This window comes from Glaciimonas sp. GG7, assembly GCF_052976905.1.
This window is the reverse complement of the sequence record NZ_JBRIIQ010000102.1, coordinates 1-13,840: the sequence shown is the minus strand read 5'-3', so window position 1 is coordinate 13,840 and position 13,840 is coordinate 1. Positions and strand designations below refer to the sequence as shown.

Genomic DNA, 13,840 nt, shown 5'->3' with positions numbered 1-13,840 from the left:
GGCAGTCGGTGATAGCTTCTCTAAGCGCCCGGTTCATCGAGCACGAATCGATGGCTGCACGATAATCTGAAAGCGGGTGACAGCGTGCGTGTATTGGGTGCAGCTGGCGAGTTCACTTGCGCGACGTATCCCGCTGATAAATATCTGTTTTTGTCGGCTGGCTCTGGTGTCACGCCTTTGATGTCGATGTCACGCGCGCACTACGATTTGGCCGATGATAGAGATATCACTTTCATCCATAGCGCACGGACGCCGGACGATATTATTTTTGAACGCGAACTGGCCTTGATTGCCAGCACGCAGCACAATTTCCGTACCCGTTTTATCTGTGAGCGTTTAGGTGCACGGCGTGACTGGCACGGTCCGACTGGCATGTTGTCGTTGCCCGCGCTGACCTTGATGGCCCCGGACTTTATGCAGCGCGAGATTTTTGTATGCGGCCCTGCGCCCTACATGCGGGCGGTGCGCACCATGCTCGATCAGGCAGGGTTTGATCGTCAGCATTATCACGAGGAGAGTTTTTCCTTCGAGAATCTTCCCGAGGAAGTACGGGAAGAAGTGATGGAGGCGGTCGCGCTGATTCCGACTGAAGTACACGCCATCGCCGCGCCGGAAATGGCGATTGCTGCCGCCGAGCCGGTCGATACCTTGGCATTACTTGACACGTTGGACACCAGTACTTTCAAGGTCATGTTTCAAAAAAGTGCCCGTGAAATTGTCTGCGGCGCACACCAGCACGTACTGGAAGCCGCCCGTGCTACCGGTGTGCGGTTAGCCTCGTCGTGCGCGCAGGGGATGTGTGGGACTTGCAAGGTAAAGTTGATTTCCGGCAAGGTTGCGATGCAGCATAAGGGTGGGATTCGCCAGCGGGAAATTGATCAGGGGATGGTGTTGCTGTGTTGTAGTAAACCGTTGACGGATTTGGTGGTGGATAAGTAAGGCCGCATAATCGTTTATACGTCGTTGCCTCCCTTGCCGATCAATCGCACTGTCTGCGTCGGGGTGCCTGGTCTAAACAATTATGCGGACTTAGTTATGTACTGGGATTACGAAAAAATACAGGAAGCTCAATCTTCTTTTTTGGCAACTGACAAACGTCGCAATTGCTCCAATTCTGGTCGTAAATGGCGAACTTTTCAAAACCCTGATGGACGATGATAAAACTGGCGGAAGATAAAATTGTTGCGCAGCGGTTCCCTATAAAAAATTCCATCACGTTACCCATTTCTACTTTTAAGAGGCTTTCAATGAAATTGAATTCACATTCTCTGGTAACCAAGTTGTGCTGGCTGAGTATCGGTTTAGGTATGACTGCGGTGTCCGGTTTGGCTGGTGCAGAAACTAAACCGAGCATCAGCATCGGCTATGTCGAAGGATGGTCCGACAGCGTTGCCACAACTTACGTCGCCGCGCAGGTGATGCGTAAAAATCTTGGTTACGACGTCAAGCTGGTCCCGGTGGCTGCGGGTCTGATGTGGCAAGGCGTGGCGCGTGGTGACTTGGACGCGACGATGTCGGCATGGTTACCGGCTACGCATGGCGCGTATTACGACAAGCTCAAAGACAAAGTCGTTGATCTGGGCGTGAATTTTCATGGGGCCAAGATTGGTCTGATCGTGCCTGAATACGTCACCGCCGTCACCGTCGGCGATCTGGAGGCGCAAAAGGCGGCTTTTGATGGTCGCATCGTGGGGATCGATGCTGGTGCTGGTGTGATGACCAAGACCGAACAGGCGATCAAGGATTACGGTTTGACGCTCAAGCTTATGCCAAGCTCGGGCAGCGCAATGACAGCAGAACTGGATCGCTCGATTCGGGCGAATAAACCGATCGCTGTGACTGGCTGGATTCCGCATTGGATGTTTGCCAAGTACAAACTGAAGTTTCTGGAAGATCCTAAAAATGTCTATGGCGAATCGGAACATGTCGATAGCGTAGCCAATCCCGGCTTAGCGGCCAAGGCGAAACCGATCAATGATTTGCTGAAGAATTTTTCCTGGAAACCGGGTGAAATTGATAGCGTGATGTTGGCCGTGCAAAATGGTGAGAAGCCGGAAGTTGCCGCTGAAAAATGGGTTGCCGGGCATCCAGAGCGGGTCAAGGAATGGTTGGCTGCTGCTAAGTGATGTTGTTGCGCGTTGAAGACTTTCTTGTTGCCAGGTAGTGAGTAGGGGGCATTAAATCAGTCCTGCTAAAAAATAGTCCGTACTCTTCTGAAAGAATAGTACGGACTATTTTTCACAGGTTAGTCAGGACGCGTTTGTAAAGCAGTAAGCAGCCTCTTGATAGAGAGACTGCTTACTGCTTTTTTTATGGCTGGGCAAGATGGTCGGCTACCTGATCAGAAAAATGATAGTGCGTGAAATTATTCTGAAAAAGTCTGTTGTGCGCCAATATTGCTGCTTCTGATTGGGGCAGCTTCGGCTTCGAATACTTGCCTTGCCTCGGCTGCATAATAATTACTTAAATCAAATTGCTCTTTCAACGCATCTCGATTTTTATTAAGGTTGGATGTGAAGAATCTCATTCGATCTTCGCTAGCAAACATTTGCTGATGATAATAAGCCTTTGATTCACTTGATGTGGCTTTTTGAAACTCCATGTGGTCAACTATATTGTGCACTGTCCATTGATATACTTGGTTGGCGTTTTCAACTACCTTTTGCACGAGTATTTCCGCATTGTTCATATGATAGTCGGCTGTCCTTTGAAACTCTGAAACAATTGCGTATGGTGATTGAACGATGTCATTTTGCGAGGTGTGGGGATGATTATTAGTGGTAGTTGAAAGCATTGATTCAGATGAATTTGTTCCCGCCATATAGTTGTTGCTGAAATTTGACTGTGGTGAATGATTTGTTACCTCTGGAATGTTGTTAATGCAGGAGGTGTTAGCCCCTACAATGTTCGTATTAGCAACTGGTGGCATAGGCATAACGTGCTCTTAGGTAATTAATCGAGCATTAAGTCTATGTGTGCAGGATGGATACATACAGTCAAAAACCGCTCAAAGAGTGCCGTATTACGGATCCGTTTTCAGATAAAAATACCTGTTTTACTTTGCGTTTCATTTTCAGTATAAAAAAACGGCGCGTGATGGATGTTCAGTTGCCTCAAGACGACAATAGTGCGTAGTTTTTCTCAAGAAAATTGCGACCCTAAAAGATGTTATTACGACAATAGTGGTGCTACTGAGCGCCGCCTGAGGTCGATACAGCGCTCGCTGGCCCCACTGTTCATGGCACGACAGTGACGGCGTCGTTTTTGGCTAAGTGGCTGTCGTAAATTTTCATTCGCCACGTATCCTTTCTCGCGACTATGTTACTGACCTATAAAAATAATGAGTATGCATAGATGCAGTAAAAATCTGGCTGGAAAAGTAGTACGAAAGTACGTCGCATTGCCAGAGGGCAACACAACCTGACGCGCCATGCAGTAAATGGTGCACAGCACATCTACCGTCGGCCAGCAGAACAGTGCGGTAGCAGCAAATGATCGATTAGGAGACAGTTGATGAAATCGGGAAAAGTGGTCGTTGATCACCTGTACAAAGTCTTTGGAGATAGCCCCGAGACAGCCTTAAGCATGCTTAAAAAAGGCTACTCAAAGGACAAAATTTTTGCTGAAACCGGCCAGGTCGTCGGTGTTCAAAATGTGTCGTTCGAGGTGCAAGAGGGCGAAATTTTTGTGCTTATGGGACTGTCTGGTTCTGGCAAATCCACCCTCATTCGCCTCATCAATCGTCTGGTTGATCCGAGTGCGGGCAGCGTCTGGGTCGATGGACAGGACGTGGCCGCGATGACCAAAGCTGAACTCATCAAACTGCGTCGCCGTGATATGAGCATGGTGTTTCAGTCGTTTGCGTTGATGCCGCATCGCACGGTGTTGTCGAACGCCGCATTCGGTCTGGAAGTCGCCGGTGTCGGCAAGAAAGAGCGTGAGCGTCAAGCCATGGCGGTGCTGGAACAAGTCGGTCTGGCACCATTTGCCAACAAACTGCCGTGCGAACTATCGGGCGGGATGCAGCAACGGGTCGGTCTGGCGCGTGCGCTGTCGGTCAATCCGTCGCTGATGATTATGGATGAGGCTTTTTCTGCCCTCGATCCGCTCAAGCGCAAAGAGATGCAGGACGTCTTGCTCGAACTCCAAAAAGAACAACGCCGCACGATTATTTTTGTCTCCCACGATCTGGAAGAAGCGCTGCGTATCGGCAGTCGGATCGCGATCATGGAAGGCGGGCGTCTGGTACAAGTCGGCACGGCCCAGGAAATTATCGATAATCCTGCCGAAGAATACGTCCGCGCCTTCTTTGACGGCGTCGATACCAGCCGCTATCTGACCGCCAGCGATCTGATGCAAATCAACACCGTACCGCTGCTTAAATCGGCTGAAGAACTCAAGTCCAATCCGCATCTATACGCGAGCAGCCGATCCGACTATGCCTTCGTCGTCGACAGCGCACGCAAAGTGCAGGGGATGATGCCAACCCGCAGTTTTGCCGATGTCAACGGCGTCATAGCGCCGCTGACCATGCAAAAAGTCGAATTAATTCATCATCGGACCGCTCTCGATGTGGTGATGAAAAAACTCATTGCCAGCCCGATTCCGCTACCGGTGGTAGACGCCGACGGCTGTTATTGCGGCGCGATCAGTCAATCCATGGTTCTGCAAGCATTGTCAAAGGAAAGCGCACATGTCTGACACTATTCCACTCGGACGCTGGGTCGATCAGGGCGTTCACTACATTCTCGATAAGCATGGCAATAGTTTTGATGCCTTTGGCGCTGCCATCAGCTGGTTTGCCGAAGTCATTGAGCATGGCTTACAAATCCTCCCGATCGGGGTGCTGGTGGGCTTCTTTATCGTGATGGGGGTCTGGCGCGTCGGCTTTAAGTTTGCGTTATTTACGCTGGTCGCTTTCTTGCTCATTCTGGGGACCGGTTTCTGGGATCAGACGGTGGTGACATTAGGGCTGACGATTTCGGCCACCATCATCAGTCTGGCGCTGGGCATACCGATGGGCGTCTGGGCCGCTAAGAGTAAGCGGGTCGCGATGATCGTGCGGCCTATTCTGGATTTGATGCAAACCATGCCAGCGTTCGTGTATCTGATTCCTGCAGCGATGATGTTCGGTCTGGGACGTGTACCTGGAATTATTTCAACCGTGATTTTTGCGATGCCGCCAGCGGTGCGCCTGACTGCGCTGGGGATACGCCATGTCAATAATGAGATCGTCGAAGCCGGTCAGGCCTTTGGCTGCACACCTTGGCAACTGCTCTACAAAGTCCAGTTTCCCAACGCCTTGCCATCGATCATGGCCGGGATTAATCAGACCATCATGATGGCCTTGTCGATGGTGATTATTGCCTCGATGGTCGGCGCGGGTGGGTTAGGGAATGACGTGCTGGCGAGTATTCAGCGGCTTGATATCGGGCTGGGATTTGAGAGTGGCTTGAGCGTGGTGCTGCTGGCGATTATTCTGGATCGAATTACTGAGAGTTTTGGTATTACGCCGGAGGCTGGCAAGGTGCAGCGGTTCTTTAAATTGCGGAAAATGTTTCGTAAGCGGGCTGTGGCGTTGGTGACTACTTAGTGTGAAATGTCAGGATAAAAAAAGAGGCTATTTAGCCTCTTTTTTTTTCGACTTAAATTTGTCAGACGTGCTTGCGCGCATCCATTAATTCGACTTCTTGCAGCGCATAATTGGCCAATAGTCGAGCCGAGAGCAGCGCCAGTGTTTGCAACGCTTCGCACGTCGGGCCGCTAACGGCCAGCGTTGGTGCATCGGCTTGGGAATGTTCGTTGGCTTCGATGACATCGAGAACCGCTGTGACACCCAGAGAGGTTTCCATTGAGTATCTGGCGTAGTCGATCAGAAAAAATCGTTCTTTAATATCGGTGAGGTTTTTTGGCCGCTGTTGTCTGGCCTTGTCAGATGAGTCGTCTTGAGATGGTTCGGTAGCATTGTTGAATGGCATCGTTCGATCCTTTAGTCCGGTTGAACCGCTCCCGTCGAAGTACGGGTGGGCGGCAAATGACGGGATTGACAGACCGGTTGTAAATACCAAATGACCAGCAAGCCCGAAGGCTTTCCCGGCACCGCCGCCCGGTGAGGGCGAACTTAGGGCCCAGACCGCATGACGCGGTCCGGGTATTTACAAATCAGGCTGTCAAACCTGTGTTCCTTTTTGAGGAACGTTGACAAGATACAGTCGTTGAAAATGGAGGTCAACCGGTAAATAGCAGTTTTAGTTATGGCGGTTTTGATCGGCGAAAAATCAGCGAAAAATGCGTTGGTGGACATATCTTTTTGCCTTCTATATGCTGCGCGTACTATTATTCATACACCATCACCGGGCCTGCTCAAGCCTTATGTTCAGTCATTTTGACGGCCAACTTTGATGTAAGTACGTTATTGAATCGGGCAGAAAACCATGAATCCACTGACATTAACTAAATTACGGCTGATTAACTATCGCTGCTTTCCCCATCTTGAGATTGATTTTCATGAACGCTTGACAGTGCTTGTCGCTCAGAATGGTGCCGGAAAAACATCAGTCCTTGATGCTATTGCTGTGGCGCTTGGTCCTTTTGTGGGGGCTTTCGATGAGGCGCATGGGCCGCATTTTGATGCCGGTGATATCCGCCAGAGTCCGGTAACAAAGACCGACAGAAGGGAAATGGAATACGCCAAGGGTGGTGTAGAGCTTGTGGCTAGCGGTTGTTTTCCATTCACTTTATTGGCTCAGGTGGGAATGGATATCACTCCGAGCCCGCAATCGTGGAAACGGCAGCTTTCAAGTCCAAAAAAAGCGAAGACGACGATTAAAGATTGCAAAGAACTCACAAAATACGGTAAGTATTTGCAAGATGAGGTACGAACCGAAGGTAGTAATGTCACGTTACCTTTGGTGGGTTACTACGGAACTGGTCGCCTTTGGCAATTAAAAAATCTCAAGACAGATGAACTTTCGCGTAGTTCACGGACCATTGGCTATACCAATTGCCTCAATCCAGATTCTAGTTATAAATCGTTCGCTACGTGGTTTCGCTACTGGACCGAAAATGCATTGAATGCTAGGTTGGAAAATTTTCAGACCCAAGGGGGGGCAACATCGACTGAGTTTGACGACTGTATTGCATCGGTGAATACGGCTATCAAGACTTGTTTAGCTATTTCAGCTTGGGATAAGCTCGACTACAGCGTCAGACATAAAGAATTGGTTGCCACTCACCCGCAACTTGGTCAGTTGCCGATTTCAATGCTCAGCGATGGTATTCGTAACATGGTTGGTCTGGTAGCGGATATGGCCTTCAGAGCCACCAAGCTGAACCCGCATCTTGGGGCAGAAGCTACCCGGCAGACGCCCGGTATCGTCTTGATTGATGAAGTCGATATGCATCTTCATCCAGAATGGCAGCAAACGGTATTAACCAATCTTCTGGAAGCATTTCCGCAGGTGCAGTTTATTGTGACCACACATAGCCCCCAAGTACTCACCACTGTACACAGCGAATCTATCAGGGTGCTGAACTGGGTTGACGGACAGCCGGTTGTCGAAACACCGCACTACGAAATTTACGCCGATGAGAGCAGAGCGGCGCTTGAAGATATTCTTGATGTTTCTTCGCGTCCGCCACTTGAAGTCAATATGCAGCTTAAAGACTACTTGCGCCGGGTCGAAGCTGGCAACGATATTGACGCCGCAACGACGGCAATACGCGTGAAGCTGGAAAAGGAATTGGGTACAGGTAATGCACAACTGCAATTGGCTGACATGCTTATTGCACGTAACGTAGCACGGCGTAAGCAGGTGGCTCGATGAGACCGATCAAGCATCCCTTCAATCCACCTCAAGCTTTACAGCGCGCAATAGCGCGCGGTGCTGGCATTTGGGACCATTTTGATGGCAAAGCGGCGGTCTCAGAAGTGCTGATGCAATTGCAAAAACATCTCTGTGCTTACTGTCAAATAGAGCTCGATAGCCAGATCGGTAGCCATATTGAGCACATCTGGCCTAAACATGCCCATAGCGACAGGACGTTTGAATGGACAAATTTAGTCCTCTCTTGCACGTACTCCGAAAAGATTGGTGCAACCAAAGCCAACGGCGGTGTTAGTTGCGGCCACAGCGACGGCAAGCGGGACTGGGCAAGATACGACTCCCGTTTTATATCGCCGACTCTGCATAACTGCGATCACTTTTTCGAATACCTTGTCAGCGATGGGACCGTACAAGCAGCGGCAGGGCTGTCTGTGGCCGAAACCGAGCGTGCTACCTACACCATTACGTTACTTAATTTGAACTGTCGTCGGCTGTGCCGATTACGCAAAGATTTGCTTGAGGAGGGCTATCGCATCATCGGCGAGTTGATGGCAGAGTCGGTCAATTTGATGCCGTTTTTAGATTGTGAACTGAGCGAAATGCATCACAAATTGCCGATGTTTATTACTGCCAGGCAGCAACATTTTGGTTCTTTTCTTGATTCCTGATCTCAGATCTTTATGTCGCACTTACGGTATTGAATCTTCCATTCATTACCTCTGAGTGATTTTCTAAAGCGCAATCTGGTTGTGCCACGCACACCACAAAATCTGATCTGCATCGCCCCTCGGTTTTTGCTTCATTTTCTGCATCAAACAACCCATCAGCATCGCCGCTATCCCGCTTCTCGCCTCGCTTCCCACCCCATTTGTCATCCCCCGCCACCCCCTTGACGCTTGCAGACAACAGCATGTCGGAATCCGTCCAAGTACCCCCTAATTTCACGTGTAATTTCTAACCTATAGAGTTGTGTATTTAAACTTCTTTATCAAACATAAAAACAGAACGAATCTTTACAACAATCGTGGTTCGCGCAAGGTCAGCAGAAGAAATACAACTCTAAAGATCAATCACAAAAACAAGATATTTTCGGGTCCGGATATCTTTTTAAAAACCGTCTAAAAGTGTGTAGAGGAGCTTTGAGCATGAGAGCAAAACAGGTGGTGGGGATGTTGGCAGCGCTGGGTCTGATAGCAGGCAATGCAGGGGCCGCGACGGAGGCTGATGTGGCGCGGCTGGGGACGGATTTGACAGCGGTTGGGGCAGAAAAGGGCGCGAGCAAGGATGGCGCGATTCCCGCCTTTGCTGGCACTGAGAGTCCGCAGCCGGGCTGGTCTTACGGCAAGTTGCGTGAGGATTTCTGGAAGCATAAGGCTGATAAGGCACTGTTTGTGATCGATGCTGGCAACGTCGATAAATACGCCGACAAGCTCACCCCGGGCCAGATTCAAATGCTCAAGGAGGTCAAGGGTTACACCATGCCGGTCTTCACCAGCTATCGCAATTGCGGCTTGCCTGCGGCGGTGGAAAAAAATACCAAAGACGGTGCGCTCAAGGCGTCAATCGCCAAAGATGGCTGGTCGCTGGAAAACGCGACCTTGCCGGGCATTCCTTTCCCTGTGCCTGAGAAGGGGATCGAGGTGATGTGGAACTGGTTGATGCGCTATCAGGGTGTGGCCGCTGAATGGCCGGATGGCTATACGGTGGTGTCGCCGCGCCCGGGCACGACCAATGCGATTGTTGCCCGGTGGAATCAATTGTCGTATTTCCCGTGGGCCAAAAAAGGTCAGCATTCGCCGCAGGATGCCAAGGGTTTGCAAAACGGATTTTATTACTTGTATTCAGAGCCTGCCGCGCTTGCCGGACAGGGGACGGTGCAGCGCTATTACTTCAATAAAGATACCGAAACGTATTATTACTTTACCGGCCAGCGCCGCGTGCGTCGCCTGCCTAGCTATGCCTACGATGCACCGTTAATTGGCTATGAGAACCAATATCCGGCAGATATTTCATTCGGCTTTTACGGCAATCCTGATCGCTTCGAATGGAAAATTATCGGCAAAAAAGAAGTTTACGTGCCGTACAACAACTTTGCGATGCAACGCTTTAATACCAAGCTTGACGAGGCGCTAGGGCCGAATTTTGTCAATCCGAATCTGCGTCGCTATGAGTTGCATCGGGTCTGGGAGATTGAGGGCACAGTCAAGGCTGGCGTGCGGCATTCGACCCCGAAGAAAACGCTGTATGTGGATGAGGATAGCTGGCTGGTCACAGTCGGCGACGACTATGACGCACAGGGAAAAATCTGGAAAGCCAAAGAAAATTACATCACGCCAGAGTCGGAAATCGGTGCCTGTGTGCCAGCGGCATCGGTCTATAACGATTTGATCAGCCGTCGTTATGTCTTTGATGAAACCATCGTCGGAACAGGCAAAGACCTGAAATTTTATCCGCCGGAATCAACTGATCCACGATTTGCCGATAACTTCTTTACCGGCGAAAACCTGGGCGCTATCAGCGATAGGTAGCGCATTGGCATGATGTTGCCATGAAGCGGCGGAGGGGCTGTTTCGTGGAGAGGGAGGATGACGGCATTGGGGGGTAGGGCCCAATGTCGTCGTGGTGAGTGGGGTGGATGATTTTTAGGACGTGTTCACATATAAAGTTTGTGAGGCATCACTCAACCGTTCGGACTGAGTAGGCACAAAGTGCCGTATCGAAGAATCGCTAACGTATGCAAATACTTCGATACGCCCTGACGGGCTACTCATTACGAACGGAGTTTATTACATTCAAATATCGATACGCCCCAGCAATCTGTTCGCTTTATTTTGTAAAAATCTAAGGGGATGAAATGAATAAAGCGATGATCCGCTTTTTTGGGATAACTGTATGCGGCGCACTGGCTTATGGCCCTGCGCGTGCTTATACTTTCGATACCGGGATTGGCGACATGCGCGCTGACTGGGTGTCCAATATTACCGGCGGACTTGGCGTGCGCACCAAGAACCCAAGCTGCACCTTGACCGGTGACCCGAATGCCTACGGCTGCGGTAGCGCGGCCAATACCGGTATCTGGGCGAATGGCGACGATGGCAACCTCAACTTCAAAAAAAATCAGGCGTTCACCGCCTACACCAGCTTCACCAGCGAACTGCGATTGACGATGCCAGCGGAGGGCTATAAGTTTCTGATCCGCGGCACGGGAATGGTCGACTTTGCCGCCGCCAGCACACAGCGCACCGCGCTTGCGCCAGATGTCAGAAGTCAGGCCGTTGAGAGTATGCAATTGCTCGATTTCTGGGGTCAGAAAGACTTTACGATCGGCGACCAGCGCGCCCATCTTCGATTCGGTAATCAGGTTATCAACTGGGGTGAAAGTTATTTTGCGTCCGGCGGAATCAATGCCACCAACTCCATCGATATCCAAAAATTACTGATCCCCGGCACCCAACTCAAGCAAGCCTTGCTGCCTGCGCCGATGCTCAGTTTTGCCAGCAGTTTGCCGGGCGGATTTTCTACCGAGGGGTATTACCAGCTCCAATGGAATGGTAATAAATATCCGCCGGTAGGCACTTTCTGGTCGGCGTCCGACGTTTTTGGGCGTGGTGCGGGGCCAGCGTCGTTTAACACGCAAAACTTTAACGTCGCCGGTATTGACCCCGGCACCATCGCCGGATCGAACAGCAAGAACAGCCAGTTCGTTAGCGGCGTGAATCAGAACCTGCTCAACGGTTTGTATAGCGGCGCGCCTTACAACGCCACCGGCGGCCAGTACAGCACGGTGTTGCCGGGCAATAAGCCGCAATTTGGCTTGAAGCTTGGCTATAAGCCGGATGGAACCGATATCAGCTTTGGTTTCTATTACGAGAATTACACCGACAAAGCGCCGGTGCTGTCGTATCTGGCTAATGGATCGTCGCAATGGTCGTATTTGCAAAATCGTAGTTTGTTGGGCGTGAGTACTAATTTTGCGCTGGGCGACTGGGCTATCGGTTCCGAACTATCGTACCGTCCACACGATGCGGTCTCGATGTCGGGCTGCTATCTGGCCGGAGGTGCGCCGGATGCGAACACTAACCTGCTCAGTGGTGCCAATTGTGCAGCCTGGAAGGACATGAAAAAAATCCAGTTCGATATCAATGCGCAGTTAAACATGACGCAAACCACGCATCCGATTCTGAAATTAATCGGTGCTGATCTGGGCGTGTTTACTACCGAACTGACCATGATCAAATACCCGGGCGTCAATGCCAATAAGCAATATGTCAGTACCGTCGGTGGGCAGCAGGTATATCAATTGGTGGATGCGGCTTACGGAAGCTGGCTCAACAATAATTCCGACGCAGGTTATCCGATTGCCACGGGGCAGGGCAGCTCAACGGCGCTCGGTCTGACGATTGACTTTAACTGGACCTATGACGGCACGTTGATTCCGGGCTGGCAAGTCACACCGGGGATTACCTTTTATGACGCAGTAAAAGGCTATACCCCTACCTTCTCAGCTAATTACGAGGCGGGCGCTAAGTCAGCCAACTTCTACGTACTGTTTAACCAGAATCCGCAAAAGTGGCAGGCCGGGATTAACTTCACCGCGTTCTACGGCGGCAATGCTGTGTCGCAGCCGTATTCGGACCGGAATTTTATCGGTGCGTTTGTGACGCGTAATTTTTAATTAGCGAATCAGTGGATTTGCACGCCCTCTCCACACCCGGAGAGGGCGTAATGATAGTGCCATCAGCGTCACAGAATTGAGGAACGTACGTGCTAAACAGAATAATACAAACATTGGAAGGCTGGCTATTTTCCCGGCGCTTGTTAGTGCTCGGTGCGCTGGCCTTGCTGACAGCCGTGATGGCGTACTTTGCCTTGCAACTACGCATGGACGCCGGTTTCGAGAAGCAGATTCCGATCGGCCATGAATACGTGAAGACGTTCCAGCAATACCGTGCCGATCTGTTCGGCGCGAACCGGTTGACGGTGGTGGTCAAGGCAAAGCACGGCACGATCTGGACCAAGGAGGGGTTGACCCGGTTGTATAAAGTCACGCAGGCCACTGCGTACTTGCCCAATGTCGACCGACTGGGCGTGCAGTCTTTATGGACACCGAACAGTTTCGTCAACGAGATCACCGAAGAGGGTTTTCGCTCGCAGCCGATTATCCCCGGCACGATTACGCCTGAGGGCTTGAGTGACGCCGACATCGCCCAGATTAAGCAATCGACAGCGCAAGGCGGTTTTGTCGGCTCGCTGGTGTCACGCGATCAGACCGGGGCCATGATTACGGCAGAAATCGGCGAGACCGATACCGCTGGCAAGAAGATCGATTACGTCCAATACAACCGCCTGCTCGAAGATAAAATCCGCAAGCCTTTTGAAGACGCCGACTATGACGTGCAGATCATCGGCTTCGCCAAACAGATCGGTGATATTGCCGACGGTGCTAAATCGGTACTGGTGTTTTGCGCCATCGCGCTGGTGCTGACTGCGTTGTCGGTGTACTGGTATTGCCACTCGCTACGCTTTACGATTTTGCCGATCGTTTGTTCGCTGACGTCCTTGGTATGGCAATTCGGCACGCTACGGTTGCTGGGATTTGGCCTTGATCCGCTGGGCGTGTTGGTGCCGTTTCTGGTGTTTGCCATCGGCGTCTCGCACGGGGTCCAGCAAATCAATTTTATTACCCGCGAGCTGGCCCACGGCAAATCGTCGATGGAGGCCGCGCGCCATAGTTTTACCGGGCTGCTGATCCCCGGCACGCTGGCGCTGGTGACCGCTTTGGTCTCATTTGTTACGCTGCTGCTCATCCCCATCCCGATGATTCGCGAACTGGCAATCACCGCCTCGCTCGGTGTCGGTTACAAGATATTGACCAATCTGGTGATGCTGCCGGTGGCCGCTTCCTGCTTCAACTTTACTAAGGCCTACGCTGACAAAGCCATGCGCAAGCGCGAGCAACGTGCGCGCTGGTTACGCACGCTGGCCCGCGTGGCCGAGCCGCGCAATGCGGTCAT

At 51.2% G+C, this 13,840-nt stretch carries 11 protein-coding genes and 1 pseudogene; 9 read left to right on the top strand and 3 right to left on the bottom strand.

Going from position 1 to position 13,840, the window contains the following annotated elements:
- Positions 1-27 precede the first annotated feature (27 nt).
- Both ACVBEF_RS17745 and ACVBEF_RS17740 read left to right on the top strand, forming a co-directional pair.
- Positions 28-939 (top strand): annotated as a pseudogene (locus ACVBEF_RS17745) (flavin reductase family protein); the annotation flags it as partial.
- Positions 940-1,247: 308 nt separating this feature from the next.
- The gene (locus ACVBEF_RS17740; protein ID WP_447125253.1) at positions 1,248-2,126 is read left to right on the top strand and encodes a glycine betaine ABC transporter substrate-binding protein; all 879 of its coding nucleotides are present in this window, start codon (positions 1,248-1,250) and stop codon (positions 2,124-2,126) included.
- A gap of 239 nt (positions 2,127-2,365) precedes the next feature.
- Here ACVBEF_RS17740 and ACVBEF_RS17735 read toward each other — a convergent pair whose 3' ends face one another.
- Positions 2,366-2,935, bottom strand: coding sequence for a hypothetical protein (locus tag ACVBEF_RS17735; protein ID WP_447125252.1), 570 nt, complete (start codon positions 2,933-2,935; stop codon positions 2,366-2,368).
- Between the two features lie 578 nt (positions 2,936-3,513).
- On the opposite strand from ACVBEF_RS17735, the gene ACVBEF_RS17730 reads away from it, so the two are divergent.
- Both ACVBEF_RS17730 and ACVBEF_RS17725 read left to right on the top strand, forming a co-directional pair.
- Entirely contained in the window at positions 3,514-4,701 is a 1,188-nt protein-coding gene (locus ACVBEF_RS17730; protein ID WP_447125251.1) for a quaternary amine ABC transporter ATP-binding protein, read from the top strand.
- Positions 4,694-5,593 (top strand): ABC transporter permease, encoded by a 900-nt coding sequence (locus ACVBEF_RS17725; protein WP_447125250.1) that lies wholly within the window; start codon positions 4,694-4,696, stop codon positions 5,591-5,593. The genes ACVBEF_RS17730 and ACVBEF_RS17725 overlap by 8 nt, the downstream gene beginning before the upstream one ends.
- Before the next feature lie 61 nt (positions 5,594-5,654).
- Here the strand turns inward: ACVBEF_RS17725 and ACVBEF_RS17720 are convergent, their stop codons facing one another.
- Positions 5,655-5,978 carry a hypothetical protein gene (locus ACVBEF_RS17720; protein ID WP_447125249.1) on the bottom strand — a complete coding sequence of 108 codons (324 nt, stop codon included), beginning with the start codon at positions 5,976-5,978 and terminating at the stop codon, positions 5,655-5,657.
- A gap of 456 nt (positions 5,979-6,434) precedes the next feature.
- On the opposite strand from ACVBEF_RS17720, the gene ACVBEF_RS17715 reads away from it, so the two are divergent.
- The gene (locus tag ACVBEF_RS17715; RefSeq protein ID WP_447125248.1) at positions 6,435-7,826 is read left to right on the top strand and encodes an AAA family ATPase; all 1,392 of its coding nucleotides are present in this window, start codon (positions 6,435-6,437) and stop codon (positions 7,824-7,826) included.
- Positions 7,823-8,494 (top strand): retron system putative HNH endonuclease, encoded by a 672-nt coding sequence (locus ACVBEF_RS17710; protein WP_447125247.1) that lies wholly within the window; start codon positions 7,823-7,825, stop codon positions 8,492-8,494. The genes ACVBEF_RS17715 and ACVBEF_RS17710 overlap by 4 nt, the downstream gene beginning before the upstream one ends.
- Before the next feature lie 10 nt (positions 8,495-8,504).
- Here the strand turns inward: ACVBEF_RS17710 and ACVBEF_RS17705 are convergent, their stop codons facing one another.
- On the bottom strand, positions 8,505-8,738 hold the full coding sequence (locus tag ACVBEF_RS17705) for a hypothetical protein (RefSeq protein ID WP_447125246.1): 234 nt from the start codon (positions 8,736-8,738) through the stop codon (positions 8,505-8,507).
- 233 nt (positions 8,739-8,971) lie between these two features.
- Between ACVBEF_RS17705 and ACVBEF_RS17700 the strand changes: the two genes are divergently transcribed.
- From ACVBEF_RS17700 to ACVBEF_RS17690, 3 genes are all read left to right on the top strand, one after another.
- Complete coding sequence (locus ACVBEF_RS17700) at positions 8,972-10,354, top strand: DUF1329 domain-containing protein (protein ID WP_447125245.1); 1,383 nt, start codon at positions 8,972-8,974, stop codon at positions 10,352-10,354.
- A gap of 326 nt (positions 10,355-10,680) precedes the next feature.
- Positions 10,681-12,501 (top strand): DUF1302 domain-containing protein, encoded by a 1,821-nt coding sequence (locus tag ACVBEF_RS17695; RefSeq protein ID WP_447125244.1) that lies wholly within the window; start codon positions 10,681-10,683, stop codon positions 12,499-12,501.
- Between the two features lie 89 nt (positions 12,502-12,590).
- A partial coding sequence (locus ACVBEF_RS17690) for an efflux RND transporter permease subunit (RefSeq protein ID WP_447125243.1) occupies positions 12,591-13,840 on the top strand: 1,250 nt, incomplete at its 3' end.

Coding starts and splice junctions, on each gene's coding strand:
- ACVBEF_RS17740 (WP_447125253.1), top strand. CDS start 1,248: ATGAAATTGAATTCACATTCTCTGGTAACCAAGTTGTGCTGGCTGAGT.
- ACVBEF_RS17735 (WP_447125252.1), bottom strand. CDS start 2,935: ATGCCTATGCCACCAGTTGCTAATACGAACATTGTAGGGGCTAACACC.
- ACVBEF_RS17730 (WP_447125251.1), top strand. CDS start 3,514: ATGAAATCGGGAAAAGTGGTCGTTGATCACCTGTACAAAGTCTTTGGA.
- ACVBEF_RS17725 (WP_447125250.1), top strand. CDS start 4,694: ATGTCTGACACTATTCCACTCGGACGCTGGGTCGATCAGGGCGTTCAC.
- ACVBEF_RS17720 (WP_447125249.1), bottom strand. CDS start 5,978: ATGCCATTCAACAATGCTACCGAACCATCTCAAGACGACTCATCTGAC.
- ACVBEF_RS17715 (WP_447125248.1), top strand. CDS start 6,435: ATGAATCCACTGACATTAACTAAATTACGGCTGATTAACTATCGCTGC.
- ACVBEF_RS17710 (WP_447125247.1), top strand. CDS start 7,823: ATGAGACCGATCAAGCATCCCTTCAATCCACCTCAAGCTTTACAGCGC.
- ACVBEF_RS17705 (WP_447125246.1), bottom strand. CDS start 8,738: ATGCTGTTGTCTGCAAGCGTCAAGGGGGTGGCGGGGGATGACAAATGG.
- ACVBEF_RS17700 (WP_447125245.1), top strand. CDS start 8,972: ATGAGAGCAAAACAGGTGGTGGGGATGTTGGCAGCGCTGGGTCTGATA.
- ACVBEF_RS17695 (WP_447125244.1), top strand. CDS start 10,681: ATGAATAAAGCGATGATCCGCTTTTTTGGGATAACTGTATGCGGCGCA.